At 60.8% G+C, this 24,613-nt stretch carries 21 protein-coding genes; 7 read left to right on the top strand and 14 right to left on the bottom strand.

Annotated elements, in window-relative coordinates; translation table 11 throughout:
* Positions 1-15: 15 nt before the first annotated feature.
* From mrdA to C4J83_RS26575, 5 genes are all read right to left on the bottom strand, one after another.
* A complete protein-coding gene (gene mrdA / locus C4J83_RS26555; RefSeq protein WP_119740889.1) occupies positions 16-1,914 on the bottom strand; it encodes a penicillin-binding protein 2 in 1,899 nt (632 codons plus the stop codon).
* Between the two features lie 15 nt (positions 1,915-1,929).
* On the bottom strand, positions 1,930-2,397 hold the full coding sequence (gene rlmH, locus C4J83_RS26560; RefSeq protein WP_003176297.1) for a 23S rRNA (pseudouridine(1915)-N(3))-methyltransferase RlmH: 468 nt from the start codon (positions 2,395-2,397) through the stop codon (positions 1,930-1,932).
* 9 nt (positions 2,398-2,406) lie between these two features.
* Complete coding sequence (gene rsfS / locus C4J83_RS26565; RefSeq protein WP_003215432.1) at positions 2,407-2,901, bottom strand: ribosome silencing factor; 495 nt, start codon at positions 2,899-2,901, stop codon at positions 2,407-2,409.
* Between the two features lie 69 nt (positions 2,902-2,970).
* Entirely contained in the window at positions 2,971-3,615 is a 645-nt protein-coding gene (nadD, locus tag C4J83_RS26570) for a nicotinate-nucleotide adenylyltransferase (RefSeq protein ID WP_106579377.1), read from the bottom strand.
* Complete coding sequence (locus tag C4J83_RS26575; protein WP_106579378.1) at positions 3,615-4,880, bottom strand: glutamate-5-semialdehyde dehydrogenase; 1,266 nt, start codon at positions 4,878-4,880, stop codon at positions 3,615-3,617. Before C4J83_RS26575 ends, nadD begins: the two co-directional genes overlap by 1 nt.
* Before the next feature lie 174 nt (positions 4,881-5,054).
* Between C4J83_RS26575 and C4J83_RS26580 the strand changes: the two genes are divergently transcribed.
* Entirely contained in the window at positions 5,055-5,738 is a 684-nt protein-coding gene (locus tag C4J83_RS26580) for a DNA-3-methyladenine glycosylase (protein ID WP_124418531.1), read from the top strand.
* A 197-nt stretch (positions 5,739-5,935) separates the two neighbouring features.
* On the top strand, positions 5,936-7,252 hold the full coding sequence (locus tag C4J83_RS26585; RefSeq protein ID WP_124418532.1) for a bifunctional DedA family/phosphatase PAP2 family protein: 1,317 nt from the start codon (positions 5,936-5,938) through the stop codon (positions 7,250-7,252).
* Here the strand turns inward: C4J83_RS26585 and C4J83_RS26590 are convergent.
* From C4J83_RS26590 to C4J83_RS26600, 3 genes are read right to left on the bottom strand one after another with little or no spacing between them, the layout of a single operon-like run.
* On the bottom strand, positions 7,246-7,839 hold the full coding sequence (locus C4J83_RS26590; RefSeq protein ID WP_106579381.1) for an LON peptidase substrate-binding domain-containing protein: 594 nt from the start codon (positions 7,837-7,839) through the stop codon (positions 7,246-7,248). The genes C4J83_RS26585 and C4J83_RS26590 overlap by 7 nt on opposite strands.
* Before the next feature lie 21 nt (positions 7,840-7,860).
* Complete coding sequence (locus C4J83_RS26595) at positions 7,861-8,577, bottom strand: LrgB family protein (RefSeq protein WP_106579382.1); 717 nt, start codon at positions 8,575-8,577, stop codon at positions 7,861-7,863.
* Positions 8,574-8,927, bottom strand: a complete 354-nt coding sequence (locus C4J83_RS26600) for a CidA/LrgA family protein (protein ID WP_106579383.1) — start codon at positions 8,925-8,927, stop codon at positions 8,574-8,576. The genes C4J83_RS26595 and C4J83_RS26600 overlap by 4 nt, the downstream gene beginning before the upstream one ends.
* A gap of 158 nt (positions 8,928-9,085) precedes the next feature.
* On the opposite strand from C4J83_RS26600, the gene C4J83_RS26605 reads away from it, so the two are divergent.
* The 3 genes from C4J83_RS26605 to C4J83_RS26615 all read left to right on the top strand — a co-directional run bounded on the left by C4J83_RS26605 (position 9,086) and on the right by C4J83_RS26615 (position 12,036).
* Positions 9,086-9,541, top strand: a complete 456-nt coding sequence (locus C4J83_RS26605; protein WP_106579384.1) for a MaoC family dehydratase — start codon at positions 9,086-9,088, stop codon at positions 9,539-9,541.
* A 105-nt stretch (positions 9,542-9,646) separates the two neighbouring features.
* Positions 9,647-11,365: a C13 family peptidase gene (locus tag C4J83_RS26610; protein ID WP_119740879.1), complete on the top strand. Its 1,719-nt coding sequence runs from the start codon at positions 9,647-9,649 to the stop codon at positions 11,363-11,365.
* A gap of 29 nt (positions 11,366-11,394) precedes the next feature.
* The gene (locus C4J83_RS26615) at positions 11,395-12,036 is read left to right on the top strand and encodes an oxidoreductase (protein WP_106579386.1); all 642 of its coding nucleotides are present in this window, start codon (positions 11,395-11,397) and stop codon (positions 12,034-12,036) included.
* 147 nt (positions 12,037-12,183) lie between these two features.
* On the opposite strand, the gene C4J83_RS26620 is transcribed toward C4J83_RS26615, so the two are convergent.
* From C4J83_RS26620 to C4J83_RS26645, 6 genes are all read right to left on the bottom strand, one after another.
* Positions 12,184-12,468 carry a YceK/YidQ family lipoprotein gene (locus C4J83_RS26620; RefSeq protein WP_106579387.1) on the bottom strand — a complete coding sequence of 95 codons (285 nt, stop codon included), beginning with the start codon at positions 12,466-12,468 and terminating at the stop codon, positions 12,184-12,186.
* Positions 12,461-13,090: a flavin prenyltransferase UbiX gene (gene ubiX / locus C4J83_RS26625; RefSeq protein WP_003219402.1), complete on the bottom strand. Its 630-nt coding sequence runs from the start codon at positions 13,088-13,090 to the stop codon at positions 12,461-12,463. The genes C4J83_RS26620 and ubiX overlap by 8 nt, the downstream gene beginning before the upstream one ends.
* A complete protein-coding gene (gene mpl, locus C4J83_RS26630) occupies positions 13,087-14,436 on the bottom strand; it encodes a UDP-N-acetylmuramate:L-alanyl-gamma-D-glutamyl-meso-diaminopimelate ligase (RefSeq protein ID WP_124418533.1) in 1,350 nt (449 codons plus the stop codon). The genes ubiX and mpl overlap by 4 nt, the downstream gene beginning before the upstream one ends.
* A gap of 222 nt (positions 14,437-14,658) precedes the next feature.
* Positions 14,659-15,630 carry a hypothetical protein gene (locus C4J83_RS26635; protein WP_124418534.1) on the bottom strand — a complete coding sequence of 324 codons (972 nt, stop codon included), beginning with the start codon at positions 15,628-15,630 and terminating at the stop codon, positions 14,659-14,661.
* A gap of 195 nt (positions 15,631-15,825) precedes the next feature.
* Positions 15,826-19,002, bottom strand: a complete 3,177-nt coding sequence (locus C4J83_RS26640) for a hypothetical protein (protein WP_124418535.1) — start codon at positions 19,000-19,002, stop codon at positions 15,826-15,828.
* Between the two features lie 230 nt (positions 19,003-19,232).
* On the bottom strand, positions 19,233-21,140 hold the full coding sequence (locus C4J83_RS26645) for a sigma-54-dependent Fis family transcriptional regulator (RefSeq protein WP_124418536.1): 1,908 nt from the start codon (positions 21,138-21,140) through the stop codon (positions 19,233-19,235).
* 272 nt (positions 21,141-21,412) lie between these two features.
* On the opposite strand from C4J83_RS26645, the gene exaC reads away from it, so the two are divergent.
* The gene (gene exaC / locus C4J83_RS26650) at positions 21,413-22,933 is read left to right on the top strand and encodes an acetaldehyde dehydrogenase ExaC (RefSeq protein WP_106579392.1); all 1,521 of its coding nucleotides are present in this window, start codon (positions 21,413-21,415) and stop codon (positions 22,931-22,933) included.
* Positions 22,934-23,149: 216 nt separating this feature from the next.
* The gene (gene eat, locus C4J83_RS26655) at positions 23,150-24,583 is read left to right on the top strand and encodes an ethanolamine permease (RefSeq protein ID WP_106579393.1); all 1,434 of its coding nucleotides are present in this window, start codon (positions 23,150-23,152) and stop codon (positions 24,581-24,583) included.
* Positions 24,584-24,613 lie beyond the last annotated feature (30 nt).

A 24,613-nucleotide genomic window follows, 5' to 3' on the forward strand; every position in this document is an offset into this window, starting at 1 on the left:
AGGATGCGGTCAAAATTACTCTTCACGGGCCGTAACCTCGGTGCTTGAAGGGGGGCCGCCATATTCGGATTTGAGCCTGCCGTCGTCGGCCAACAGCCAGGCGTCCATGATCTGGCGCACCACGGGCGCAGCCACGCCGGAGCCGGACTCGCCGTTTTCGACCATTACTGCCACGACGATTTTCGGGTCGTCTGCCGGGGCAAAACCGACGAACAAGGCGTGGTCGCGGTGGCGTTCCTGAACCTTGGAGCGGTCGTATTTCTCGCCCTGCTTGATCGCGACCACCTGCGCGGTACCACTCTTGCCGGCAATGCGGTATTGCGCGCCGGCCGCCGCTTTGCGCGCGGTGCCACGGGCGCCGTGCATCACTTGCTGCATGCCGTGGTTGACCTTGGTCCAGTCGGAGGGGTCACGCAGCACGATGTCGGGAATCGGGTTTTCATCCACAGGCTTTTCGCCTTCGATGGTCTTGGCCAGGTGCGGACGGTTCCAGATGCCTTTATTGGCCACCAGCGCCGTGGCCTGGGCCAGTTGCAGCGGTGTGGCCTGCATGTAGCCCTGGCCGATACCAAGAATCAGGGTTTCGCCCGGGAACCACGCCTGGCGACGGGTCGCACGCTTCCACTCCCGCGACGGCATCAGGCCGGGGGATTCTTCGAACATGTCCAGGGAGACTTTCTGACCCAGGCCGAACTTGCCCATGTAGGCAGACAGCCGGTCGATGCCCAGCTTGTGGGCCAGGTCGTAAAAATAGGTGTCGTTGGAGCGCATGATCGCGGTGTCCAGGTCGACATAGCCGTCACCGGTACGGTTCCAGTTACGGTATTTGTGATCGTAGTTGGGCAGCATGTAGTAGCCCGGGTCGAACACGCGGCTTGACGCGGTGACCACGCCCGAATCCAGGCCGGCAATCGCCACCGCCGGCTTAATGGTCGAACCCGGCGGATACAACCCGCGCAGCACGCGGTTGAACAGCGGTCGGTCGATGGAATCACGCAGCTCGGCGTAGGCCTTGAAGCTGATGCCGGTGACGAACAGGTTGGGGTCGAAGCTTGGCTGACTGACCATCGCCAGCACTTCGCCGGTTCTCGGGTCCAGTGCCACTACCGCGCCGCGCCGGCCACCCAGGGCCATTTCGGCCGCTTCCTGCAACTTGATGTCCAGGCTCAACACAATGTCTTTGCCCGGCACCGGGTCGGTGCGCTTGAGCACGCGCAACACGCGGCCGCGGGCGTTGGTCTCGACTTCCTCGTAACCCACCTGGCCATGCAGCTCCGGCTCGTAGAAACGCTCGATGCCGGTTTTACCAATATGGTGGGTGCCGCTGTAATTCACCGGATCGAGGCTTTTCAGCTCTTTCTCGTTGATGCGCCCCATGTAACCGACGGAGTGGGCAAAGTGCGGCCCTTGCGGGTAATGCCGCACCAACTGCGCCACCACTTCCACACCGGGCAGGCGGAACTGGTTCACGGCGATTCGCGCGATCTGCTCTTCGGTCAGCTCGAACAGGATCGGCACCGGCTCGAATGGCCGGCGCCCCTGCTTCATGCGTTTTTCGAAGATCACCCGGTCTTCCGGCGTCAGCTGCAGCACCTCGACGATCACGTCGAGGATTTGCTGCCAGTCGCCGGAACGCTCGCGGGTCATGCTCAGGCTGAAGCTGGGTCGGTTATCGGCCACCACCACGCCATTGCGGTCGAAAATCAGCCCACGGGTCGGCGGAATCGGCTGCACATGCACCCGGTTATTTTCCGACAGCGTGGAGTGATAGTCGTACTGGATCACCTGCAGGAAATACAGGCGCGCAATCAGCACACCGATCAGCCCCACCACCAGAAAGGCACCGAACACGACCCGCGCGCGTACCAGACGTGCGTCTTTCTCGTGGTCCTTGATGCGGATCGGCTGGGTCATCGGGAGGGGCGCAGATTATTTGTGGTAAGGGTGCCCGGACAGAACTGTCCAGGCGCGATACAGCTGTTCACCGATCAGAATCCTTACCAACGGGTGCGGCAGCGTCAGCGCTGACAACGACCAGCGCTGATCCGCCCGCGCACAGACTTCCGGCGCCAGCCCTTCGGGGCCGCCGACCATGAAGTTGACCGTGCGCGAATCCAGGCGCCAGCGATCCAGCTCCACCGCCAATTGCTCGGTGCTCCAGGGTTTGCCGTGCACCTCGAGGGTGACGATGCGCTCGTTGGGGCCGACCTTGGCCAGCATGGCTTCGCCTTCCTGACGGATAAAGCGCGCCACGTCGGCATTCTTGCCCCGGGTGTTGAGCGGTATTTCCACCAGTTCCAGCGACAGCTCAGCGGGCAGACGCTTGGCATATTCGTGCCAACCTTCTTCCACCCACTTGGGCATGCGTGAACCGACAGCGATCAGACGCAGGCGCACAGCCGTTCCTTATTCCTGGTCTTTGTTGAGCTTGTCGAAGTGCGCGTGGCCCACTTCCGGGCTGTGGTGCTTGCCATCAGCGGCACGGCTCTGCTCGGCGCCTTTCCACAGACGCTCGAGGTCGTAGAACTGACGGGCATTGGAAGTCATCATGTGAACGATCACGTCGTCCATGTCCAGCAGCACCCAGTCGCTGTCGCCCTTGCCTTCTTCACCCAGCGGCTTCACGCCTTGGGCTTTGACGGCTTCGCGAACCTTGTCCAGCATCGCGCCGATCTGGCGGTTGGAGGTACCGGTGGCGATGATCATGAAGTCGGTGATGCTCTGCTTGTCGCGCACGTCCAGCACCTGGATGTCCTGGGCCTTAACGTCTTCCAGGGCAGCCACGGCGACTTTTACCAGCTCTTCGCCAGCCAGCTCAGGGCCGGTGTGCGCTTCAACTGGCAGCGGGGCGCTTTTGAAAGTGCCTTTGCGCTTAACTTTGCTTACGTCTTTGTTCGTCATATAAAACTCGTTTTGCTCGTATGTTCGGGCGCTCGCTGCACGATTTATCGTACGCTCAAGCGCGCCTTTTCAGTTCGACGCACGGTAAAGCCCGTGCGCATCGATGTAGGCCAGGACCGCGTCAGGCACCAGGAAACGTACCGACTTCCCGCTGGCCAGCAGTTGACGGATCTGGGTGGCGGACACCGCAAGCGGCGTCTGCCAGACGAATGCAATATTCCCGTTCGGCCCGGTCAGGGCCAAGGGGTCACTTACCGACCGCGCGGCCAGCAGGTTGCGCAAGGCATCCGGCGGTTCGCTGTCGGCATCCGGGCGTTGCAAAACCAGGATGTGGCAATGCTGGAGGAGTTCCTCCCAGCGATGCCAAGAGGGCAGGCCGCAAAATGCGTCCCAGCCCAAAAGCAGAAACAACTGGTCGTCTGCGGCCAACTCGGCACGCATCAGTTCCAGGGTATCGACAGTGTAGGACGGTTTATCGCGCTTGAGCTCGTGGTCGTCCACCACCAGCGGCGCAATGCCGTCTACCGCCAGGCGCACCATCTCCAGGCGTTGTTGCGGTGATACCTGCGGCGTATCGCGATGCGGTGGCCGCGCATTGGGCATCACCCGCAGCTCATCCAGCGCGAGGGCGTCCGCCACTTCCAGGGCACTGCGCAAATGGCCGATGTGCACGGGGTCGAAGGTACCGCCGAGCAGCCCGATGCGTTTAGCCATCAAGTGCGCACGTGACCGTCGCCGAACACCACGTACTTCTCGCTGGTCAGGCCTTCAAGGCCAACCGGGCCGCGTGCGTGGAGTTTGTCGGTGGAGATGCCGATTTCCGCCCCCAGGCCATATTCGAAGCCGTCGGCAAAACGCGTCGAGGCGTTGACCATCACCGAAGCGGAATCCACTTCGTTGAGGAAACGCCGGGCATCACTGAAATGCTCGGAAACAATGGCATCGGTGTGCTTGGAGCCGTATTTATTGATGTGCTCGATGGCCTGGTCCAGGTCGTCGACGATGCGGATCGACAGGATCGGCGCCGTGTACTCGGTGTACCAGTCCTGCTCTGTCGCCTCGATCACGTCCGCGCCCAGCAGCGCACGGGTACGTTCACAACCGCGCAGTTCCACGCCCTTGTCACGGTAGATGGCAGCCAGCGGCGGCAGCACGCGATCGGCAATGCCGACGTGCACCAGCAGGGTTTCCATGGTGTTGCAGGGGGCGTAGCGGTGGGTCTTGGCGTTGTCGGCGATGCGGATCGCCTTGTCGATGTCGGCGGCAACGTCGATGAACACGTGGCACACGCCGTCGAGGTGCTTGATCACTGGCACTTTCGCATCGCGGCTCACGCGCTCGATCAGGCTCTTGCCACCGCGCGGCACGATCACGTCGACAAATTCCGGCATGGTGATCAGCGCGCCAACGGCGGCGCGGTCGGTGGTTTCCACCACTTGCACCACTTCAGCCGGCAGCTCGGCCACGGCCAGGCCCTGCTGAATGCAGGCGGCGATGGCGCGGTTGGAATTAATCGCCTCGGAACCGCCACGCAAGATGGTGGCGTTGCCGGACTTGAGGCACAGGCTCGCGGCGTCGATGGTCACGTTCGGGCGCGACTCATAGATAATGCCGATCACGCCCAGGGGCACGCGCATTTTGCCGACCTGGATACCGGACGGCAGGTAACGCATGTCGCGGATTTCACCGATGGGGTCAGGCAGTTTGGCCACCTGACGCAGGCCTTCGATCATGTCGTCGATACGCGCCGGGGTCAGCGCCAGGCGGTCCAGCAGGGCTGGCTCCAGGCCATTGGCGCGGCCATTGGCCAGGTCCTGTTCATTGGCAGCGGCCAGCTCGGAGCGCGAAGCATCCAGAGCATCGGCGGCGGCCAACAGGGCACGGTTCTTCTGCGCAGTGCTCGCACGGGCGATCAACCGCGAGGCCTGGCGGGCAGCGCGACCCAGGCGGGTCATGTAGTCAAGAACGGACTCAGTCATGGTCAGGGAGTCTTGGCAAAGAGGAAAGCGGCAGATTATAGCTGTGACGCCGCCCGACTGACAGCGGTGAGGGGCGGATGGTCGAAATGAACTGTAAAAACTTGGGGTTCAGCGGTAATTAAGGTGGGAGTTGTTATTATTCCGTCACATTTAGCCGCATTAACCCTGATCGCCATGTCCAGTTTTGCCCCTCAACTCCCCGCCAGCGCCCTGCCCGACAGCTTCTTCGACCGCGACGCGCAACTACTCGCGCGCGAATTACTCGGAAAAGTCATACGCCACCGCGTGGGCGATATCTGGCTTTCAGCGCGAATTATTGAAACCGAAGCCTATTACGTGGCCGAAAAAGGCAGTCACGCGTCGCTCGGCTATACAGAAAAGCGTAAGGCTTTGTTTCTGGATGGTGGGCACATCTACATGTACTACGCCCGTGGCGGCGATTCGCTGAACTTCAGCGCCCAGGGCCCAGGCAATGCCGTGCTGATCAAATCGGCCTATCCGTGGGTCGATGGAATCTCCGGCCCGGCGAGTCTGGCGCAGATGCTGCTGAACAACCCCGACGCCAACGGCCACCCTCGCCCCGCGCAGAAACTCTGCGCGGGCCAGACGCTGCTGTGCAAAGCCTTGGGACTGAAAGTGCCAATGTGGGATGCCAAGCGTTTTGACCAGGAACTGCTCTACGTTGAAGACGTGGGCCAGGTGCCGTCGCAGACCATCCAGACCACGCGCCTGGGCATTCCCAGCGGGCGCGATGAACACTTGATGTACCGCTTTGTCGATGCTGGCTACGCGCCTTACTGCACCCGGAACCCGCTGCGCCGGGGCCAGGTCGAAGGCCGCGATTACTTTTTGATTTGAACAGATTGAGACTGCTGTTCGCGCCGGTCATTGATCCCAGCCACACAGCAGATCCAATGTGGGAGCGGGCTTGCTCGCGAATGCGGTGTGTCAGCTGCGGATTCCTTCACTGAGACACCGCATTCGCGAGCAAGCCCGCTCCCACAGGTGATGACCACTGTCTCAGATTCTGTATTACCTACATGGAGTGGCGTTTTATGGGCCAATGGCTCGATAGCATTACCGGCTGGCTGACCCTGAATCCGCAATGGCTGGCCGTCGCGGTGTTTATCGTCGCGTGCGTGGAGTGCCTGGCCATCGCCGGGCTGATCGTGCCGGGCACGGTGCTGCTGTTTGCCATTGCGGCGCTCGCCGGCAGTGGCGCGCTGTCCTTGAGTGAAACGCTGTTGCTGGGTTTCCTCGGCGGCTTGCTGGGCGACGGGGTTTCCTACTACCTGGGCCGACATTTCCATCAGAACATCCGACGCTTGCCCGGCCTGCGCCACCATCCTGAATGGATGAACGGCGCAGAAACCTACTTCCACAAATACGGCATCGCCAGCCTGTTGGTAGGACGTTTCATCGGCCCGTTGCGCCCGATGCTGCCGATGGTGGCCGGGATGTGCGACATGCCCTTCCCGCGCTTTGCCGCCGTGAGCGTGTTGGCGGCGGCCGGCTGGTCGGTGGCCTATCTGCTGCCGGGCTGGGCCACCGGCGCGGCCTTCCGTCTACCACTGCCGGCCGGTTTCTGGCCGCAGGCAGGTATCGTCGCGGCCTGCCTGGCGGTGTTGCTGGGCCTGAGCTTGAACAGCAGCCTGCGCGGCCATCGTCGCGCCACCTTGTGGATGGGTTGCGCCAGCCTGACGTTGTTGATCGCCCTGTTCATCGGCTACCCGCACCTCAATGACTTTGATCAGGGTTTGAGCGCACTGGTGCAGGAACACCGCAGCCCCTGGCTGGACGAGGTGATGGTGCGGATTACCCAGTTGGGTGAGTTCAGGAAGATGTTTGTCGCCAGCGCCATCTTCACCGGCTTGCTGCTGCTGGCGCGGCAGTGGCGTCATGCCGTGTTCGTGGGCGCCACACTGGCTGGCGCGGCGGTGATCAACACCGGCACCAAGCTGTTTTTCGCCCGTGGCAGGCCGGAAATCCTCACGGACCCGCTGACCAGTTTCAGCATGCCCAGCGGCCACGCCTCCGGCGCATTTGCGTTTTTCCTGGCGCTCGCGGTACTGGCCGGTCGCGGCCAACCCACGCGATTGCGCCTGACGTGGATGCTGCTGGGCTGTATTCCGGCGGCCTTCATTGCGCTGTCGCGCGTCTATCTCGGCGCCCATTGGCCCACGGACATCCTGGCCGGTACGTTGCTGGCGATGACGGTGTGTGCGTTCAGCCTGACCGTCATCCAGCATCAACGCTCGCTGCCGGCGATGCCGCGCAAGACCTGGTGGCTGCTGCTGCCGGTGCTGGTGGCGCTCATGAGTTTTATCGCCCTGATCGGCACCCCCCACGCCCTGCTGCGCTACGCCTACTGAGTGAAGAGTTCGCCCTGCAACTCGTCGAGCAACATCTGGATGGCATCCAGGCGTTGCTGCGGGTCGTCGAGTTGCAGCAGGTCAATCTTGTCGGCCTCGGTGAACGGCAGCAGATAGGCCAGTTGGTTACCCAAGGCTTGCTGGCCATCGGCGTGGGTGCCCATGTCCAGCGAGGCAACCATCGGATGCTCAGCCAGCGCCTGGAGCAATGCCAGCAGGTCGGCGTCCTCTTCGCCCAGCGGTTGATCCGGCAGTTCTTCGAGCCACTGCACCTCGGCGACCAGTAGCTGGTCCTTCTGCACCCCGGTGTCACGCACGCGGAACCTGCGCCCGCCTTCGACGCGAATCCCCAGCAGGCCGTTGTCTTGTTGCTTGAAGTCGCGAATCAGCGCTTCACAGCCAATCAGCGCGTAGCCGTCCGGGGCCATGCCCACTTCCCTGCCGCTTAAGATGCACACCACGCCGAAGCTTTCGCCCTTTTTCATGCAGCGGCTGATCATGTCCAGGTAGCGCGCCTCGAACAGTTGCAAGTCGAGGGTGCAGCCAGGGAACAGCACGGTATTGAGCGGGAACAGCGCCAGACTCATAGAGGTTTCCTTAAACCCGGTTTAAACGATCACGGACACGGCCAGCGGCAGGAACACCGCCGTGGCCACGCCCATCAGACTCATGGCCAACGCCGCGAAAGCGCCGCACTCTTCGCTTTCCTGCAGCGCGACCGAGGTGCCGACCGCATGGGCGGTCATGCCCAGGGCCATGCCGCGCGCTTCGGGACTGTGCACGCCCAGGCGCGACAGGTACGCCGGGCCGATCATCGCGCCGACCACCCCGGTGATCAACACAAACACCGCCGCCAGGGCCGCCACGCCACCGATCTGCTCGGCCACCAGCATGGCAATCGGCGAGGTCACCGACTTGGGCGCCATGGTCATCAGCATCCTATGCTCAGCGCCAAACCACCAGCCCAGCAGCACACACAGGCCGGTGGCCAACACGCCACCTACCACCAGCGTAGTAAAAATCGGCCAGAACAATTGGCGGATCCGCCGCAGGTTCAGGAACAGCGGCACGGCCAGGGCCACGGTCGCCGGGCCGAGCAGAATACCCATGATCTCGGTGCTTTTGCGGTACTCGACGTAAGTCAGGCCACAACTGAGCAATACGCCGATCACCAGCAGCATGGACACCAGCACCGGCTGCAGGAAGATCCAGCGGGTTTTCTCGAAGGCCGCCAGCACCAGTTGATAGGCGCCAAGGGTAATACCGATGCCGAACAGAGGGTGATGAATGACCGCCGTCCATGCGCCTTGCCAGTCGAAGGTCATTGATCCTTCTCCTTGCGCTTGACCATCTGCTGCATCAGCACACCGACAAAGCCCATGGCGATCACCAGTGACAGCACCAGTGCGCCGACGATAGCCCAGAAGTCGGCAGCGATGTCCTTGGCGTACACCATCACGCCCACGGCCGGCGGCACCAGCAGCAATGGCAAGTAACGCAACAGGCTGCTGGCGGCCAGGCTCAAGGGCTCGCCGACTTCACCGCGCCAGATCAGGAAGCCCAGCATCAGCAGCAAGCCGATGATCGGCCCCGGCAGCACCGGCACCAGCAAATGGTTGATCGCGGTGCCGATCAATTGAAACAGCACCAGCCATGTCAGGCCCCGTAACAGCATCGGTTATCTCCCCCTCAAAACCCGCCCGCATTATAAGCACGCCGGCTCTATGCTTCGGCATTCGCCAAAAGCATGGTGGGTTGACCGGGTGGGTTGCCCATGATGATCTACCCTGGATTTGGCCCACCTATAAAAACGATGAACCAAGGAGAGTCGCAATGCCCTATGTACCTGTAGCGCAGCTCAAAGATTATGTCGGCAAGGAACTGGGACGTTCCGAATGGCTCACCATCGACCAGGCGCGTATCAACCTGTTCGCAGAGGCCACCGGCGATCATCAGTTCATCCACGTCGACCCGGTCAAGGCCGCGCAGACCCCGTTCGGCAGCACCATTGCCCACGGTTTCCTGTCGCTGTCGTTGATGCCCAAGCTGATGGAAGACCTCCTGATCGTGCCCGAAGGCCTGAAGATGGCGGTCAACTACGGCTTGGACAGCGTGCGCTTCATCCAACCGGTCAAGGTCAACTCCAAGGTGCGCCTGAACGTGACGCTCAACGACGTCACCGAGAAAAAGCCTGGCCAATGGCTACTCAAAGCCACCGCCACCCTGGAAATCGACGGGCAGGAAAAACCGGCTTACGTCGCCGAGTCGTTGTCGCTCTACTTCGTGTAAGCCCGCGCCTGTGGTGGGGATATAAACCTCACCACAGCGTATGTAAATTTATGTATGAAACTCGCAGCTGCGGCATACTCGGCGCTCAATTATCCGGATCCCGCTATGCGCCCACTCGCTCCCCTTGCCCTTGCCCTGTTGCTCACCGCTTGCGGAGACGGCGAATCGCTGTTGCCGCCCGATGCGCGCCTGCCCGATGGCGGCCGTTACCGGGGCGATGTGGTCAATGGTTTGCTGCAAGGCCAGGGCCGGGTCGACTACCCCAACGGCAGCTGGTACGCCGGCCAGTTCGACAAAGGCCAATGGCACGGCCAGGGTGAATGGCATGGCAGTAACGGCGAGGTCTATAAAGGCCAGTTCCAGCAAGGCCTGTTCGACGGCCAGGGCAGCCTGACCACGGCGGGCAGCAGTTACGTCGGTGGTTTCAAGAATGGCCGGCGCAACGGCGAGGGCACCCTCAAAGAGGGGCAAATGACCTATCGCGGCGAATTCAAGGACGATCAATATTCCGGCCTCGGCCGCCTCGAGCTGGCCGACGGCAGCCAATATCAGGGCCAGTTCGCCCACGGCAAACCGAATGGCGAAGGCCAGCGTAACGACGACAGTGGCAACCAGTTCAGCGGCCACTTTGTCGATGGCCAACTCGAAGGCAATGGCACGTTCAACAGCGCCGACGGCGACATCTATGTCGGCCAGTTCAAACAGAACCAGCTCAATGGCAAAGGCCGCTATGAAAACGCCGACGGCGACGTGTGGATCGGCCAGTTCAAGGAAGGCGCCCTCAGCGGCAAAGGCGAGCTGATCGGCGTGGACGGCAGCCACTATGTCGGCCAGTTCAGCGACTGGCGCTTCACCGGCGAAGGCCGCTTGAACCTTACCGACGGCAGCTTCTATATCGGGGGGTTCGACAGCGACAGCTATCAAGGCAAGGGCACCCTCGTGCTCACCGATGGCACCGTAGAGGCCGGCACCTGGGTCAACGGCATGCGCGTGCGCGACGCCGACGGCAAGCTGCTGCCCGACCCGCTGGAAATCGGCATACTGGCCCAAGGCCGCTTGCTCGATGCCGCCCTCGCCGCCGTGCCCGCCTCCACCCCCGCCGTCGAGCTGTACACCCTGGTGCTGGCCGGCGACGGCAAGCAAAGCGTGTTCCTGCGCGAAGCCGATTATGTGAGCAACATGCTCGCCACCCGTTTCGGCGCGCGCGGGCAGATTCGCCTGGTCAACCACCGCGACCATATTGCCGACCGCCCGCTGGCCACGCGCGAAAGCCTGCGCCGCGCCGTGCAAACCCTGGCCGAGCGCACGGGGCCGGAAGACCTGGTGTTTATCTACATGACCAGCCATGGCACTCACGAACACGAACTGGTGCTCGACCAACCGCGCATGGAACTGGCCGACCTGCCGGCCGATGAACTGGCCGCCGTGCTCGCCCCGCTGAAAAACCGCGACAAGGTCATCGTGATTTCCGCCTGCTACTCCGGTGGGTTTATCCCGGCGCTCAAAGATGAGCGCACGCTGATCATGACCGCCTCGCGTGCCGATCGCGTGTCCTTCGGCTGCTCCGAGGAAGCGGACTTCACCTACTTTGGCGATGCCCTTTTCGCACAAGCTTTAAACCAGACAGATGACTTACAGCAGGCTTTCAAACTGGCACAAATGCACGTGTCCGAGCGCGAACAGGCGGACAACTTCGAAGCGTCCGAACCGCAGATATGGGCGCCCAAAGGCGTGATCGCCCATTGGCAGTTATTACGTAAACAGCAGGCACGAAAGGCGCTCGAAAGCGTCTCAATGAATAGCAAGGAAGCCAAAGGCAACTAAGCTGTAACGTGTAACAAGGGGGAAACACCATGTACCTGACACCACAACATATCTTGCTCGCCGGAGCCTCGGGCCTCACCGGCGAACACCTGCTCGACCGCCTGCTCAACGAACCTACCGTGACCCGCGTACTGGCGCCTAGCCGCAAGCCGCTGGCTGAACACCCGCACCTGGAAAACCCGGTGGGTGATCCAGTGGCGTTGCTGCCGCAACTGAGCGGCCAGGTCGATATCGCCTTCTGCTGCCTGGGCACCACAATCAAACAGGCTGGCTCCGAAGCGGCCTTTCGCGCGGTCGACCTGGACATGGTCGTGGCCTTCGCCAAGCGCGCTCGGGAAATGGGCGCGCGGCACCTGATCGTGATCAGTGCAATTGGCGCCGACCCGAAATCCTCGATCTTCTACAACCGCGTCAAAGGCGAAATGGAGCAGGCGCTGAAGGCCCAGGACTGGCCGCAACTGACCATCGCGCGACCTTCGCTGTTGCTGGGAGAGCGCCTGGAACCCCGTTTGGCTGAACAGCTCGCCGGGCCGTTGTCGCGGCTGATTCCGGGCAAGTACCACGGCATTGAAGTCTGCGAGCTGGCTCGGGCCATGTGGCGCCTGGCGCTGGAAGAGCAGGACGGGGTACGGGTGGTCGAGTCGGATGAGTTGCGCAAGCTCGGCAAGTAACGTCGTTCAGCTTTGGCACACAACAAACGGTGGGAGCGGGCTTGCTCGCGAAGGCGGTGGATCAGTCAACTTAGGCATCGACTGACACGCCGCATTCGCGAACAAGCCCGCTCCCACATTGGTTTTGTGTTGCCTGCAAGGTCGGTGCTACAGACCACCGGTTGCGTTGAAGCCCACACCCAACACCGTCAGAACCGACAGCGGCAACAGCAGTGTGTCGAGCAGCGCGCTGGCCGGCAGGTCGATGTGCGGATAGCTCGGCGCTTCAGCGCCAAATCGGTCCTTGGCGCAACAGCCGCCGTCAATCGCATACAAATCCAGCCGCGTGCCGGCGTACACCACCGGCGCGCCAGGCTGCGCTGCGTCCAGCGTGCGTGCGGTGGCGCAGCCCGTCAGTTGCAGCGCCAGCAGCACTAACAGGGCTTTATTCATCGCTGCTCAAATGGTGCTCGCCCCAACGCGGCAGCATGTCCTGGGGAATGTTCAGCAGGTTGAGAATCCGCGCCACCACAAAATCCACCAGGTCATCAATGGTCTGCGGCTGGTGATAAAAGCCGGGCGAAGCCGGCAAGATGGTCACGCCCATGTTCGACAACTTGAGCATGTGCTCCAGATGGATGCTCGAATACGGCGCCTCGCGCGGCACCAGAATCAGCTGGCGGCGCTCCTTCAAGGTCACGTCCGCCGCGCGCTCGATCAAGTTGTTGCAGGCGCCCGTCGCAATCGCCGACAAGGTGCCGGTAGAGCACGGCACCACCACCATCGCCGCCGGCGCCCCGGAGCCTGAGGCCACGGGCGACATCCAATCCTCTTTGCCGTAAACCTTGATCTGCCCTGCCGCAGCCCCGGTGTATTCGGTGAGGAAGGCTTGCATCATCTGCACCTTGGGCGGCAGCGCGACATCAGTTTCGGTGGCCAACACCAACTGCGCGGCCTTGGAGATCAAAAAATGCACCTCGCGGTCTTCGCGCACCAGGCAATCGAGCAGACGCAGGCCATAGGGCGCGCCGGAGGCACCGGTCATCGCCAGGGTGACGCGTTCCGGGCCGCTCATTTCAGCGCCTCGGCCAGCTTGCCATGCAGGCCGCCGAAGCCACCGTTGCTCATCACCACGATGTGGGTGCCCGGCGTGGCTTGATGCTTGACGTGCTCAATGATGCCCTCGATGGAATCGCAAACGGTTGAGGGCACGGTGCACAGCGCTGCAATGCCCGGCAGGTCCCAGCCAAGGTTGGGCGGCGCATACCAGACCACTTGGTCGGCGTCATTGACGCTTTCCGGCAGACCATCACGGTGCGCGCCCAGCTTCATGGAATTGGAGCGCGGCTCGACAATGGCAATGATCGGCGCATCGCCGACCTGCTTGCGCAGGCCATCCAGCGTGGTGGCAATGGCCGTCGGGTGGTGGGCAAAGTCGTCGTAGATGGTAATCCCGTTGACGTCGGCGACTTTCTCCATGCGCCGCTTCACGCTTTTGAAAGCACTCAACGCGGCGATGCCCATGGCGGGCACCACGCCCACATGTCGCGCGGCCGCCAGGGTGACCAAGGCGTTGGCGACGTTGTGCTGGCCAGTCATGCCCCACTCGACGATGCCTTGGGCTTGCCCTTCAAACAGCACTTCAAATCTGGAACCGTCTTCGCTGAGCAGGTTGACCTGCCACTGCCCACCCGCGCCGGTAGTTTGCACTGGGGTCCAGCAGCCCATATCGATCACACGCTGCAAGGCCGGCTCGGTGGTCGGATGGATGACCAGGCCTTCGCTCGGTATGGTGCGCACCAAGTGGTGGAACTGGCGCTCGATAGCCGGCAGATCGGGGAAGATGTCGGCGTGATCGAACTCAAGGTTGTTCAGGATCGCCGTGCGCGGGCGGTAATGGACGAACTTGGAGCGTTTGTCGAAGAACGCGCTGTCGTATTCATCTGCCTCGATCACGAAGAACGGTGTGTCGCCCAGGCGCGCCGACACCGCAAAGTTTTGCGGCACACCGCCAATCAAAAAGCCCGGGCTCATGCCTGCGTGCTCCAACACCCAGGCGAGCATGCTGCTGGTGGTGGTCTTGCCGTGAGTGCCGGCCACCGCGAGTACCCAGCGACCTTGCAGCACGTGGTCCGCCAGCCACTGCGGGCCGGAGACATAAGGCAAACCTTTATTGAGTACATACTCGACCGCCGGGTTGCCCCGCACCATGGCGTTGCCGATCACCACCAGGTCTGGCACCGGGTGGAATTGCGACGGATCGTAGCCTTGGCTCAACTCGATACCCTGGGCCTGCAGTTGCGTGCTCATGGGCGGGTAAACATTGGCGTCGGAGCCGGTGACGTGGTGGCCCAACTCTTTGGCCAGAACCGCCATCGAACCCATGAAGGTGCCGCAAATACCGAGAATATGAATGTGCATGGTTGACCTCGTAAAACATCGAGGCAGGTTAGCGCAGGGAGGGGAAAATCGCACTCTTTAGCTGCCGCAGTGCTGGGGCGATGGGGTCAATCCAGACGGCCGTTTACCGAAAAAGAAGTGCCGCCGCCTACGCTGTGGTTGCCAGTACGCAACCCATCGAAGACAACCGCACTTCTTTCATTGCTGGCTCTGTGGCTCAGAGCCTGGGACGCCGGCGCTCACCTAGGCGGCGCTGCCCCGGTGCTTCACTTTCATTGCCCCCATCAACGCGGTAAGGGCCGCCATCCTGGACTCCAAGCCAAGCGCCCGGCTTTTGATGTCGTCTTTTTCGGCCCCGGTTGAGGCGGCCTGAAAGGAAATACCCAGCTTCTGCGCTTCGTTGGCAAATGCCGGCTCGATGTAATCAAGCATCTCCTCGAGATAATCCATTCGCTCTTCGTTCGTTTTCGCGACCCATTCCAGGCCTGGCTGTACATGCGGCTCGGAACGAAGATCCGCCAAGGTATTTGCCAACAGAAATACGCTCTTCTGACTATGATCCACCAGACGCCCATCCTGAACACTTTGCTCAGTGGCGGCCGTCTTCGTCGAACTGATGAGGGGTTTTACGACCTCCAGAATGGCTCCGCTGGCGACCACGCCAACCGTCGAAAGCGGTACTGTCACCACTGCCGTGATGCTGGCGACTTTTGCAATGTCCTTGCGCTGAAGCGGGAGCGCACGGTCCGCTTTCGCACTGCTGGCCTGCACCAGCTCCGCTGCGTTTTCTTCCAGGCCCCGTGCAGAAAACGGTTCGACTTCCTGGCCCTCTACTCGACCGGGCGTCGGTTGCGCGAACAACTTATCTCGCATTCCAGCGTCCTTTTGGACTTGCCATTCTTTTTGATGCTTGGCGTGGTAATCGGCCATTTCCGGTGTGTCAGGAGTGTCAGGTGACTCTCCCGGCGTGCGGGTACCGCTCGCGTGGCCTGGCGCGCTGAAGCCATTCACGTGTGCGTCCACCAAATGCTGATCATAGGCCTGATTACCTGCCCCGGGTTTGCTGCCTGACCCGCCTTCGAGTTTCGGCGCGTCAATAACCCGCGTAGAACCGGAAGGAACACCCGAGATGTCTACCCTGGTAAAACCTGAGGAGAAAAGATCCCCAATCTTTGAGAATGCCAAGGGCCGCGAGATTGAATTTGAAAACATCATAATGATTTACCTAATGGTTGATTAACATTAGAAAGTCATCCATTTCCTTCATTTAATACGTGGCACAACAACCAATAACGTTCCGATTAAACTCTATAAATATACAACCGATTAATGAGCAGACTACTTACCCACAGCCATAACTTCTCAAACACCCAGAGACCGTTACTTAACACCCGATAATTACTGACTAAATTATGTGGCCGCAGGTGCCAGCGCGCTCACCACACCGAACTGCAGTAACTGGGGGCCAAACGGCGTATTGGTGAGCGTATTGTAGGCGTACCACGCACCTTTCTTGAAAACAGCAACCACGGGCACCCACAAATTATTGCTTTGCGCGCGATGAAACCCTTTGACGACATCATCGTCTTTATAAACCTTTGTCACATCATAGCTGCGCGAGTGCCCTCTTAATCGGGACAACACCTGGTCGCCATGTTCAAGCACGTACTTGATGTCCTTATACCCAGCACTCGCGCCTCGATTAAGGTTTTTCGCAATATCGGCCGCGTCGGTATAGCCCACCGAAGCGCCAACGCCGGCAAAGACCGAACTCTTGATGACATTGCTGAGCGCCTGACCGCCCTTGACGGTCTTTCGAGCAGTGTTAAGCGCCGGAAGAACAAAGCCTAAAATGTCGAACCCGATATTGAAGATCGCACCCGACACGTCGCCCCTGATTGCGTCCTGAATGCCGTCATAGAAAGGGATCAGTCCCAGAAAAAAAGCTTTCAACTGTTTGTCGTAGCGTTCTCCTTTTTCTATCGCCGTGATCCCGGCCGCCTTGGACTTCAGCGCTTCATAGTCACGGGTAAAAAAACTGGCCGCCGTGATACCAAGGGCGCCGCTTTTGGCGGAAAAGTACGTCCCGTTCAATTTACCAGGGCGTTCAAGGGGATCACGCCCGTGATGGGTCGCGCCGTATTGCGTATAGACGTTGTACGTGCCCGGAACACGACCTTGGGTGCTCCCGCCAAAATAGGCGCCATCGTCAGCATTGGTGTGTTCACCCGGAAACCCGCTTTCCTTGACGAACCGCCCCAATGCCGGGAAGTAACTGTAGTAGCTGGCCTGGCCCGCACTCCCCGCTACTTTCATGAGCAAACCATGCCGGCCTTTGAGTGCCTCGACCTCTTGTACCGTGGGCGTTCGGGGCTTGATATCGGCGTACAAGGAGAGCCCTGATACAGGCTCTGCACTGTTCCAGGAAAATCCCGGTGCAGGCGCCGTATCAAGAAAGGGGCGAGACACCTCGATAAAACTGACGGCCGACTGTTCGATACGCGCTCGGTCCACCCTGGGTAATAGCGAAAGCTGATACTTAAACTGAATGGCCCAGGCACTGTCATGCGCCACTTTATAGTTCTCAAAGGTTGTAGAAAATACCTGATTGATATCAGGAACAAGTTGAGCAAGGCGTGGCGTTATCGCCGCCCAAGGCAGCGCCTTATTATTCAGCGACCGCCAGCGCTCTGGTTTGATCGGACCACTCATATACACATCAAGCAGCGAAACAGGGTCATGTTTGACCCATGGTGCCTGCAAGACTTTTTGGGTGGGGTCCAACTCAGGAAACACCCGCTTCAACTCGGCCACCGCCAACTGCTCTCGCGTCGTCGCAGGTGCTGACAAGGCATCACCTGCCCATGCCAGCTCTTTTTGTTGTTTATTCAACGCCTCTTGTGAACGCTTGACGTCTGTGTACCCATAGTCGTGGTTGGGTTTAAACGCGATAACACCGTTGGCCAGGCCCCAGGTAATAATTGCACTGCCCGACGCGGCGCTCAGCTGATCCTCGCCTTCCAGGGACGTGAGCGGCGCTTCACCAAACGCCATTACTTGGCTGAACGTCATATTCCCCGCAGCGCCAGGCACTTGTTGCTCAATACGTGAAACTTCTATGGCGAAGTTCGCCCACGTATGAGAGCCGTAAACAAGGTTGGGCGGTATGTCTTTTACCAGGAACTCCGGGCCGGCGGCCGCTAATAATAACTGCGCAGCCACAGGCGCCGCTTCAACCCCGACCTTACGCTCAAGGTGAGCGGTGAAACCTTTGACAATGGTTGCAGGTGAGCAACCTGCGTTGTCCCCTTGATACAGGTTGTAGCCCGCCAGGTTGAAGCAGGACTTGCCCATTCCAGGATCAAGCTCTTGCACCAGGGCGACACTCACACACTCGTTTACACTGGTGGGCGTCTCGATCACCTTGATCTTTTTTTGTATCTCCTGACCCAAGGCCCGCGCCTTGGGTGATCGAATCAGCAGATCCAATGCCGACGCAGGGTTACGCGCGATGGTTGCCTTGGTGGCCTGAGGAAGCTCGCTGATCAACCGCCGTAATAAGCTGCCCGCATCGGCGTCCGCCTGAGGATTTGATCGGTGGGTTACCTGGGCCTTGTGCCATTGACCTACCGTTGCGCGAACCTTGCGCAGTGACGTCGCGCTCAATAAACCAGCGATCGACCTTGCCCCGCCAGCCTTCGCGCGCGGCGCCCGATGGGCCAGGTCAAAGGATAACGCCAGCGCCAAACCCTGGGCCTGCTGACTATTGACGGGCACTTTATGCCCCTCCTGCCTGAGCATGTGCCCCACGCTCATCCGGGGGCGCTGCTCACTGGTAAATTGGCTGGAACGCGGGTCGATCTGAAGCATGATCGCGTCCAGGTCGATGCGCCCACTGGCGTCATCGGTCTGAGACCGCAGCGCAGTCATGAGCGCATGACGGTTAGCGTCATCACCCAGCGCCGTCTGCTGCCGGGTCAACGCCTCTGCAGACCGCAGCGACGCATAAGCCGAGGGCGCGAACGCAAACAGCGCCTTATTCGCCAGTTTCTTGCGGTGCAAGGCCGCTTGCGCAGGTGTGAGGTCTATTGGCTGGTTGTAAAACTGGCCCACCGTGTACAACGGCACTTTGCCTTCCGGCCAGGGGTAACTGAACCCCTGCCCGGGTTGAGGCGCGATCACCCTGGCAATCGACAACAGTGTTCGGGAAACATCGGACCACCCCGAATCGTCCCGTAGCGTAAACGTGCGCACTGTGCCGTCGACGATGCCGGCAAGCTCCCCACGCGCCGGGTCCAGCTGCATACCCGCCGTATCAAGCCCTTGCCCTTTTGCCCACGCCAGCAACCCTGGGCCTTTGAAGGCGCTGTCCAGTTGGGCGCGCCAACGCCCAAGCGTGGACCCTGCAGGCACTTGAACATCAGGCGACATCCCCGACGTCTGGTAGGAGCGCGTGGCCAAAGCGCTTGCGAAGAACCTCGCCAACTGGGCATCCCCCATGGCGCGGCATTCGGTGCTGTCCGGCAACCCGGCACTGCGCTCCTGTCCACTGGCAGGCTTATCGGCGGGCGCCGGGGCGGACTTCACGACCGGCGCCGCTGCATGAGTTGGAAAGATTGGCTGTGGACTAAACTTCGAAACATTAGTCATTCAACACCTCGCAGGCAAAACAGTCTGGCTGACTGTTCACGCACTGAGTGGTGCAACTACCTACAAACATCACAACAAACTGCCGAAAAGTCTGCATTCGGATATGTCAATTGCTGTTTGTTTCTCTCTCTACATTACGCAACACTTAAGCGGGTTTAATGGCCTGGTTAAGTTAAATAACTGCGTTCAATTCCGTGTTTGCGCAACTTTCTGTAAAGCGTATTTCGGCTCACCCCCAAATGCTCAGCGGTGCGGGTCATGTGCCAATGGTGTTGCTGCAACGCTTCAAGCAAGGCCACGCGCTCCGCATCGTTCAAGGCAAGGCCGGGAACGGGTTCAGAGGCCACGGCGGGTCGGGCCTGACGAATGATTGACGGCAAGTCGTCAAACCTGATTCGCCCATCCTCGGACAACGCCGCCAAGGTGCGTAATACGTTGCGCAACTGCCGCACGTTGCCCGGCCAGGCAAAGTCCAGCAGCGCCTGACGCGCCGTCTCGTCGAGCAACACGACCTGCCCTGGCGCCTCATCGGCCAGCAAAAAGTCCAGCAATTGAGCTTTGTCGCTGCGCTCACGCAAAGGCGGCACGTCGATTTCAAGGCCGTTGAGGCGGTAGTACAAGTCTTCGCGGAAGCTGCCGCTGGCCACACGCGCCAACAAATCACGGTGCGTTGCGCTGATGATCCGCACATTGATTGCTTGCGGCTCACCGCCGATGGGCACGACCAGACGGTCTTCCAACACTCTCAGCAGGCGGGTTTGCAATGCGAGGGGCATGTCGCCGATCTCGTCGAGAAACAAGGTGCCGCCGTCGGCCTGCTGTAACTTGCCGCGCATGCCTTCCTTGAGCGCGCCGGTAAAACTGCCGCCGCGATACCCGAATAGTTCGCTTTCGATCAGGCTCTCAGGAATGGCGGCGCAGTTGAGCGCAACAAAGGCTTTGTCAGCCCGCTGACTGGCCTGATGCACGGCCTTGGCGAAAGCTTCCTTGCCCGAACCGGTTTCACCGTTGATCAGCAACGGTACGTCGCGCTGGAACACCCGCAGCGCCTTGCGAAACTCATTCTGCAGCACCGGGTCGCCCAAGCAGATGCCCGTCAGGCGCGGCGCCTCGGGCTTGGCCTGCGGTGCCGGCACGCTGCGTGCCTGGCCGCGCAATGCGGCGAATAAATGCCGGCCATCACGCGTACGCAGTGGCCAACTGGCCGTGGCGTTGGCGCTGGCACGGCCAAGCAGTTGATCAAGGGAACACTCGAAAAACGCTTCCACCGGTTGCCCCAGCAAACCGCCACGAACCTGTGCCAGCAGGTTGAGCGCGCTTTGGTTGACGGCGCAGATCCGCCCTTCGCCATCGAACGCCAGCAACCCTTCACTGAACAGCCCCACGGATTCGGCCTGCAGGTGAAAACGCAGCAACCACTGGTTTTCAAAATGACGCAGGAAGTAACAACTCTCGATCATCTTCGCCGACAGGTTCACCAGCGCCATGGTGTGGAATTGGCTCTGACGCGACACGGCCTCGCGCGCCGACGACACGTCCAGCACGGCCAACAGCTCGCCCTGAGGGTCGAACACCGGGCTCGCCGAACAGGTCAGGCCGGTGTGGCGGCCGCGAAAATGCTCATCGCGGTGAATGGTCAGGGACTGGCGCTCCACCAGGCAGGTGCCGATGCCGTTGGTGCCTTCGCACGCCTCACTCCAGTCGGCGCCCAACCAGAGCCCGGCGCGCTCGAAAATCTTGCGTTCCGAAGGTGCTGTCACACAGTTGAGAATCACCCCACGCGCATCGGTGAGCAATACCGCATGGCCGGCGCCGGAAAGCTGCTGATGCAGGCTGTTCATTTCGCTGCCGGCAATGTGCAGCACCTGCTGCAGGCGTTCGCGGCTTTCCAGCAGGCGGCCATGTTCGAGCACGGTGGGGGCGATGCTCAACGCGGGGTCGAGGTGATAATCCTCCAGGCAGCGCAGCCAGGAGCGGGCGATGGACGGGTCGCTGCCGGGGCCTTGGGCAAGGTCCTGCCCACGGGTGACGGTGAGGACTTGCTGGGCATGGCGACTGAAATGATCGTTCTGCATGTTCTTATTATTCTCTCTGCGTGAGAACAGCCAGCATCCCCCAGCCACCCAGGCATTGCAATCCCGGGCAGACCCGCCGGTCACAGGCTGTACCGTTTGTGGCACACACTGTCACCCCACCTGTACCAGCCCTGTCACAGCAACGCCTTTCAATAAACCTCAAACCCTTGATTTACCTGGCCTGCAAAGCAGTGGCCCGACCTTTGCTCTACGCTTTATCAAGCGCAACACCGCTGTACTCCAATAAACATAAAAGTCAGGAGATACCCACCATGCGTTATGCACATCCCGGTACTGAAGGCGCGATTGTTTCGTTCAAGGCCAAGTACGGTAACTACATCGGCGGCGAATTCGTCGCGCCGGTGGATGGCAACTACTTCACCAACACCTCGCCGGTCAACGGCAAGCCCATCGCCGACTTCCCGCGCTCCACGGCCAAAGACATCGACAAAGCCCTCGACGCCGCCCACGCCGCCGCGGATGCCTGGGGCAAGACCTCGGCTCAGGACCGCTCGCTGGTGCTGCTGAAAATCGCCGACCGCATCGAACAGAACCTCGAACTGCTGGCCATCACCGAAACCTGGGACAACGGCAAAGCCGTGCGTGAAACCCTCAACGCCGACATCCCACTGGCGGCCGACCATTTCCGCTACTTCGCCGGCTGCATCCGCGCGCAGGAAGGCACCAGCGCCGAAATCAACGAACTGACCGCCTCGTATCACTTCCACGAACCGCTGGGCGTGGTCGGCCAGATCATCCCGTGGAACTTCCCGCTGCTGATGGCCGCGTGGAAACTCGCCCCGGCCCTGGCTGCCGGTAACTGCGTGGTGCTCAAGCCCGCCGAGCAAACACCGCTGGGCATCAACGTGCTGATGGAACTGATCGGCGACCTGCTGCCGCCAGGCGTGCTGAACGTGGTGCACGGTTACGGCAAAGAAGCCGGCGAAGCCCTGGCCACCAGCAAACGCATCGCCAAGATCGCCTTTACCGGCTCGACCCCGGTGGGCTCGCACATCATGCACGCGGCGGCCGAGAACATTATTCCGTCCACCGTTGAGCTGGGCGGCAAGTCGCCGAACATCTTCTTCGCCGACATCATGAAAGCCGAACCGTCGTTTATCGAAAAGGCCGCCGAAGGCCTCGTGCTGGCGTTTTTCAACCAGGGCGAAGTGTGCACCTGCCCATCGCGCGCGCTGGTGGAAGAGTCGATCTACGACGACTTCATGAAAGTGGTGATGAAAAAGATCGAGCAGATCAAACGCGGCGACCCGCTGGACACTGACACCATGGTCGGCGCCCAGGCGTCCGAGCAGCAGTTCGACAAGATCCTGTCCTACCTGGAAATCGCCAAGGGCGAAGGCGCGCAATTGCTCACCGGCGGCAAGGTCGAGAAGCTCAGCGGCGACATGGCCGGCGGGTATTACATCCAGCCGACCCTGCTCAAGGGCACCAACGAAATGCGCGTGTTCCAGGAAGAAATCTTCGGCCCGGTGGTGAGCATCACCACCTTCAAGGACGAAGCCGAAGCCCTGGCAATTGCCAACGACACCGAGTTCGGCCTGGGCGCCGGTGTGTGGACCCGCGACATCAACCGCGCCTACCGCATGGGCCGCGCGATCAAGGCCGGCCGCGTATGGACCAACTGCTACCACCTGTACCCGGCGCACGCCGCGTTCGGCGGTTACAAGAAGTCCGGTGTAGGCCGTGAGACGCACAAGATGATGTTGGATCACTACCAGCAGACCAAGAACTTGCTGGTGAGCTACGACATTAATCCGTTGGGTTTCTTCTAACTTAAACCTGTAACGGGCGACCAGTTCTCAACTTGACATGCAATCAAGTGTGGGAGCTGGCTTGCCTGCGATGCAGGCACCTTGGTGTGTCAAGCACAGCTCGTTGATGCTATCGCAGGCAAGCCAGCTCCCACATTAGATCTACGCAAGTACTCGCAACTCGCATTCGGCACAAAGAGGCCGAGTTAAAACAATAAGAATGGACGGTACTTTCCCATGCCTAGCGAACCCACTGGCTCTTCCGTCGACTTCGAAAAAGTCGGCACCGACTACTTCCAACAACGCGAACTTAAAAAAGGCGCCGCCGGCTGGGTGCTGTTGGTCGGCCTTGGCGTTGCCTATGTGATCTCCGGTGACTACGCCGGCTGGAACTTCGGCCTGGCCCAAGGTGGCTGGGGCGGCATGTTCCTCGCCACCTTGCTGATGGCCACCATGTACCTGTGCATGTGCTTCTCGCTGGCCGAACTGTCTTCCATGATCCCCACCGCCGGCGGCGGCTACGGCTTTGCCCGCAGCGCCTTTGGCCCCTGGGGCGGCTTCCTTACCGGCACCGCGATCCTGATCGAATACGCCATCGCCCCCGCGGCCATCGCGGTGTTTATCGGTGCTTATTGCGAGTCACTGTTCGGCATTGGCGGCTGGATGATTTACCTGGCGTTCTACATCATCTTTATCGGCATCCACATCTTCGGCGTGGGCGAAGCCTTGAAGCTGATGTTTGTGATTACTGCCGTAGCGGCGATTGCCTTGGGCGTGTTCCTGGTGTCGATGGTGCCGCACTTCAACATTGCGAACCTGCTGGACATCCCCGTGACCGAGGCCAAAGGCGCCAGCACTTTCTTGCCGTTCGGCTACGTCGGCGTCTGGGCGGCGATTCCCTATGCGATCTGGTTTTTCCTCGCCGTCGAAGGCGTGCCGCTGGCTGCCGAAGAAACCAAGAACCCCAAGCGTGACCTGCCTCGTGGCTTGATCGGCGCCATTGTGGTGCTGACCAGTTTTGCCCTGTTGATTCTGGTCATCGCACCCGGCGGCGCCGGCACTTACGCGCTGATCAAGTCGGGCAACCCGTTGGTTGAGGCGCTGGCACTGTCCTACGGCGGTTCGACCTGGATGGGCAGCTTCGTCAACCTGGTTGGCTTGGCCGGGCTGATCGCGAGCTTTTTCTCGATCATCTACGCCTATTCGCGGCAGATCTTCGCCTTGTCCCGCGCCGGTTACTTGCCGCGCAAGCTGTCGCAAACCAACAAAAGCAAGGCGCCGGTGCTGGCGCTGGTGATCCCGGGCATCATCGGTTTTGGCCTGTCGCTGACCGGCCAGGGTGATTTGCTGATTTTGGTGGCGGTCTTCGGCGCGACCATTTCCTACGTACTGATGATGGCCGCGCACATCACCCTGCGCATCCGCCGCCCCAAAATGGACCGTCCGTACCGCACGCCGGGCGGCATTTTCACCTCTGGTGTCGCGCTGGTACTGGCCTGCGTGGCCGTAGTGGCGGGCTTTCTGGTGGATCCGCGGGTGGTGATTGGCGCCGCGATCATCTATGGAGTATTAATTGCTTACTTTGCTTTCTACAGCCGGCATCACTTGGTAGCAGGCACGCCCGAAGAAGAATTCGCCGCGATCCAGGCCGCAGAGGCCGCCTTGCACTGAATGCCGTAAACCTCGACGCGGGCAGCTGGC

The sequence above is a fragment of the Pseudomonas sp. LBUM920 genome, from assembly GCF_003852315.1.
In the GTDB taxonomy this organism is placed as follows: domain Bacteria; phylum Pseudomonadota; class Gammaproteobacteria; order Pseudomonadales; family Pseudomonadaceae; genus Aquipseudomonas.

What these genes read in the sequence shown, in the direction of transcription:
- C4J83_RS26620 (WP_106579387.1), bottom strand. Translation starts at nt 12,468, where the DNA reads ATGAATAAAGCCCTGTTAGTGCTGCTGGCGCTGCAACTGACGGGCTGC.
- C4J83_RS26575 (WP_106579378.1), bottom strand. Translation starts at nt 4,880, where the DNA reads ATGACTGAGTCCGTTCTTGACTACATGACCCGCCTGGGTCGCGCTGCC.
- C4J83_RS26590 (WP_106579381.1), bottom strand. Translation starts at nt 7,839, where the DNA reads ATGAGTCTGGCGCTGTTCCCGCTCAATACCGTGCTGTTCCCTGGCTGC.
- C4J83_RS26580 (WP_124418531.1), top strand. Translation starts at nt 5,055, where the DNA reads ATGTCCAGTTTTGCCCCTCAACTCCCCGCCAGCGCCCTGCCCGACAGC.
- nadD (WP_106579377.1), bottom strand. Translation starts at nt 3,615, where the DNA reads ATGGCTAAACGCATCGGGCTGCTCGGCGGTACCTTCGACCCCGTGCAC.
- mpl (WP_124418533.1), bottom strand. Translation starts at nt 14,436, where the DNA reads ATGCACATTCATATTCTCGGTATTTGCGGCACCTTCATGGGTTCGATG.
- C4J83_RS26610 (WP_119740879.1), top strand. Translation starts at nt 9,647, where the DNA reads ATGCGCCCACTCGCTCCCCTTGCCCTTGCCCTGTTGCTCACCGCTTGC.
- C4J83_RS26595 (WP_106579382.1), bottom strand. Translation starts at nt 8,577, where the DNA reads ATGACCTTCGACTGGCAAGGCGCATGGACGGCGGTCATTCATCACCCT.
- mrdA (WP_119740889.1), bottom strand. Translation starts at nt 1,914, where the DNA reads ATGACCCAGCCGATCCGCATCAAGGACCACGAGAAAGACGCACGTCTG.
- C4J83_RS26585 (WP_124418532.1), top strand. Translation starts at nt 5,936, where the DNA reads ATGGGCCAATGGCTCGATAGCATTACCGGCTGGCTGACCCTGAATCCG.
- C4J83_RS26635 (WP_124418534.1), bottom strand. Translation starts at nt 15,630, where the DNA reads ATGATGTTTTCAAATTCAATCTCGCGGCCCTTGGCATTCTCAAAGATT.
- C4J83_RS26605 (WP_106579384.1), top strand. Translation starts at nt 9,086, where the DNA reads ATGCCCTATGTACCTGTAGCGCAGCTCAAAGATTATGTCGGCAAGGAA.
- C4J83_RS26645 (WP_124418536.1), bottom strand. Translation starts at nt 21,140, where the DNA reads ATGCAGAACGATCATTTCAGTCGCCATGCCCAGCAAGTCCTCACCGTC.
- eat (WP_106579393.1), top strand. Translation starts at nt 23,150, where the DNA reads ATGCCTAGCGAACCCACTGGCTCTTCCGTCGACTTCGAAAAAGTCGGC.
- rsfS (WP_003215432.1), bottom strand. Translation starts at nt 2,901, where the DNA reads ATGACGAACAAAGACGTAAGCAAAGTTAAGCGCAAAGGCACTTTCAAA.
- ubiX (WP_003219402.1), bottom strand. Translation starts at nt 13,090, where the DNA reads ATGAGCGGCCCGGAACGCGTCACCCTGGCGATGACCGGTGCCTCCGGC.
- C4J83_RS26615 (WP_106579386.1), top strand. Translation starts at nt 11,395, where the DNA reads ATGTACCTGACACCACAACATATCTTGCTCGCCGGAGCCTCGGGCCTC.
- C4J83_RS26600 (WP_106579383.1), bottom strand. Translation starts at nt 8,927, where the DNA reads ATGCTGTTACGGGGCCTGACATGGCTGGTGCTGTTTCAATTGATCGGC.
- exaC (WP_106579392.1), top strand. Translation starts at nt 21,413, where the DNA reads ATGCGTTATGCACATCCCGGTACTGAAGGCGCGATTGTTTCGTTCAAG.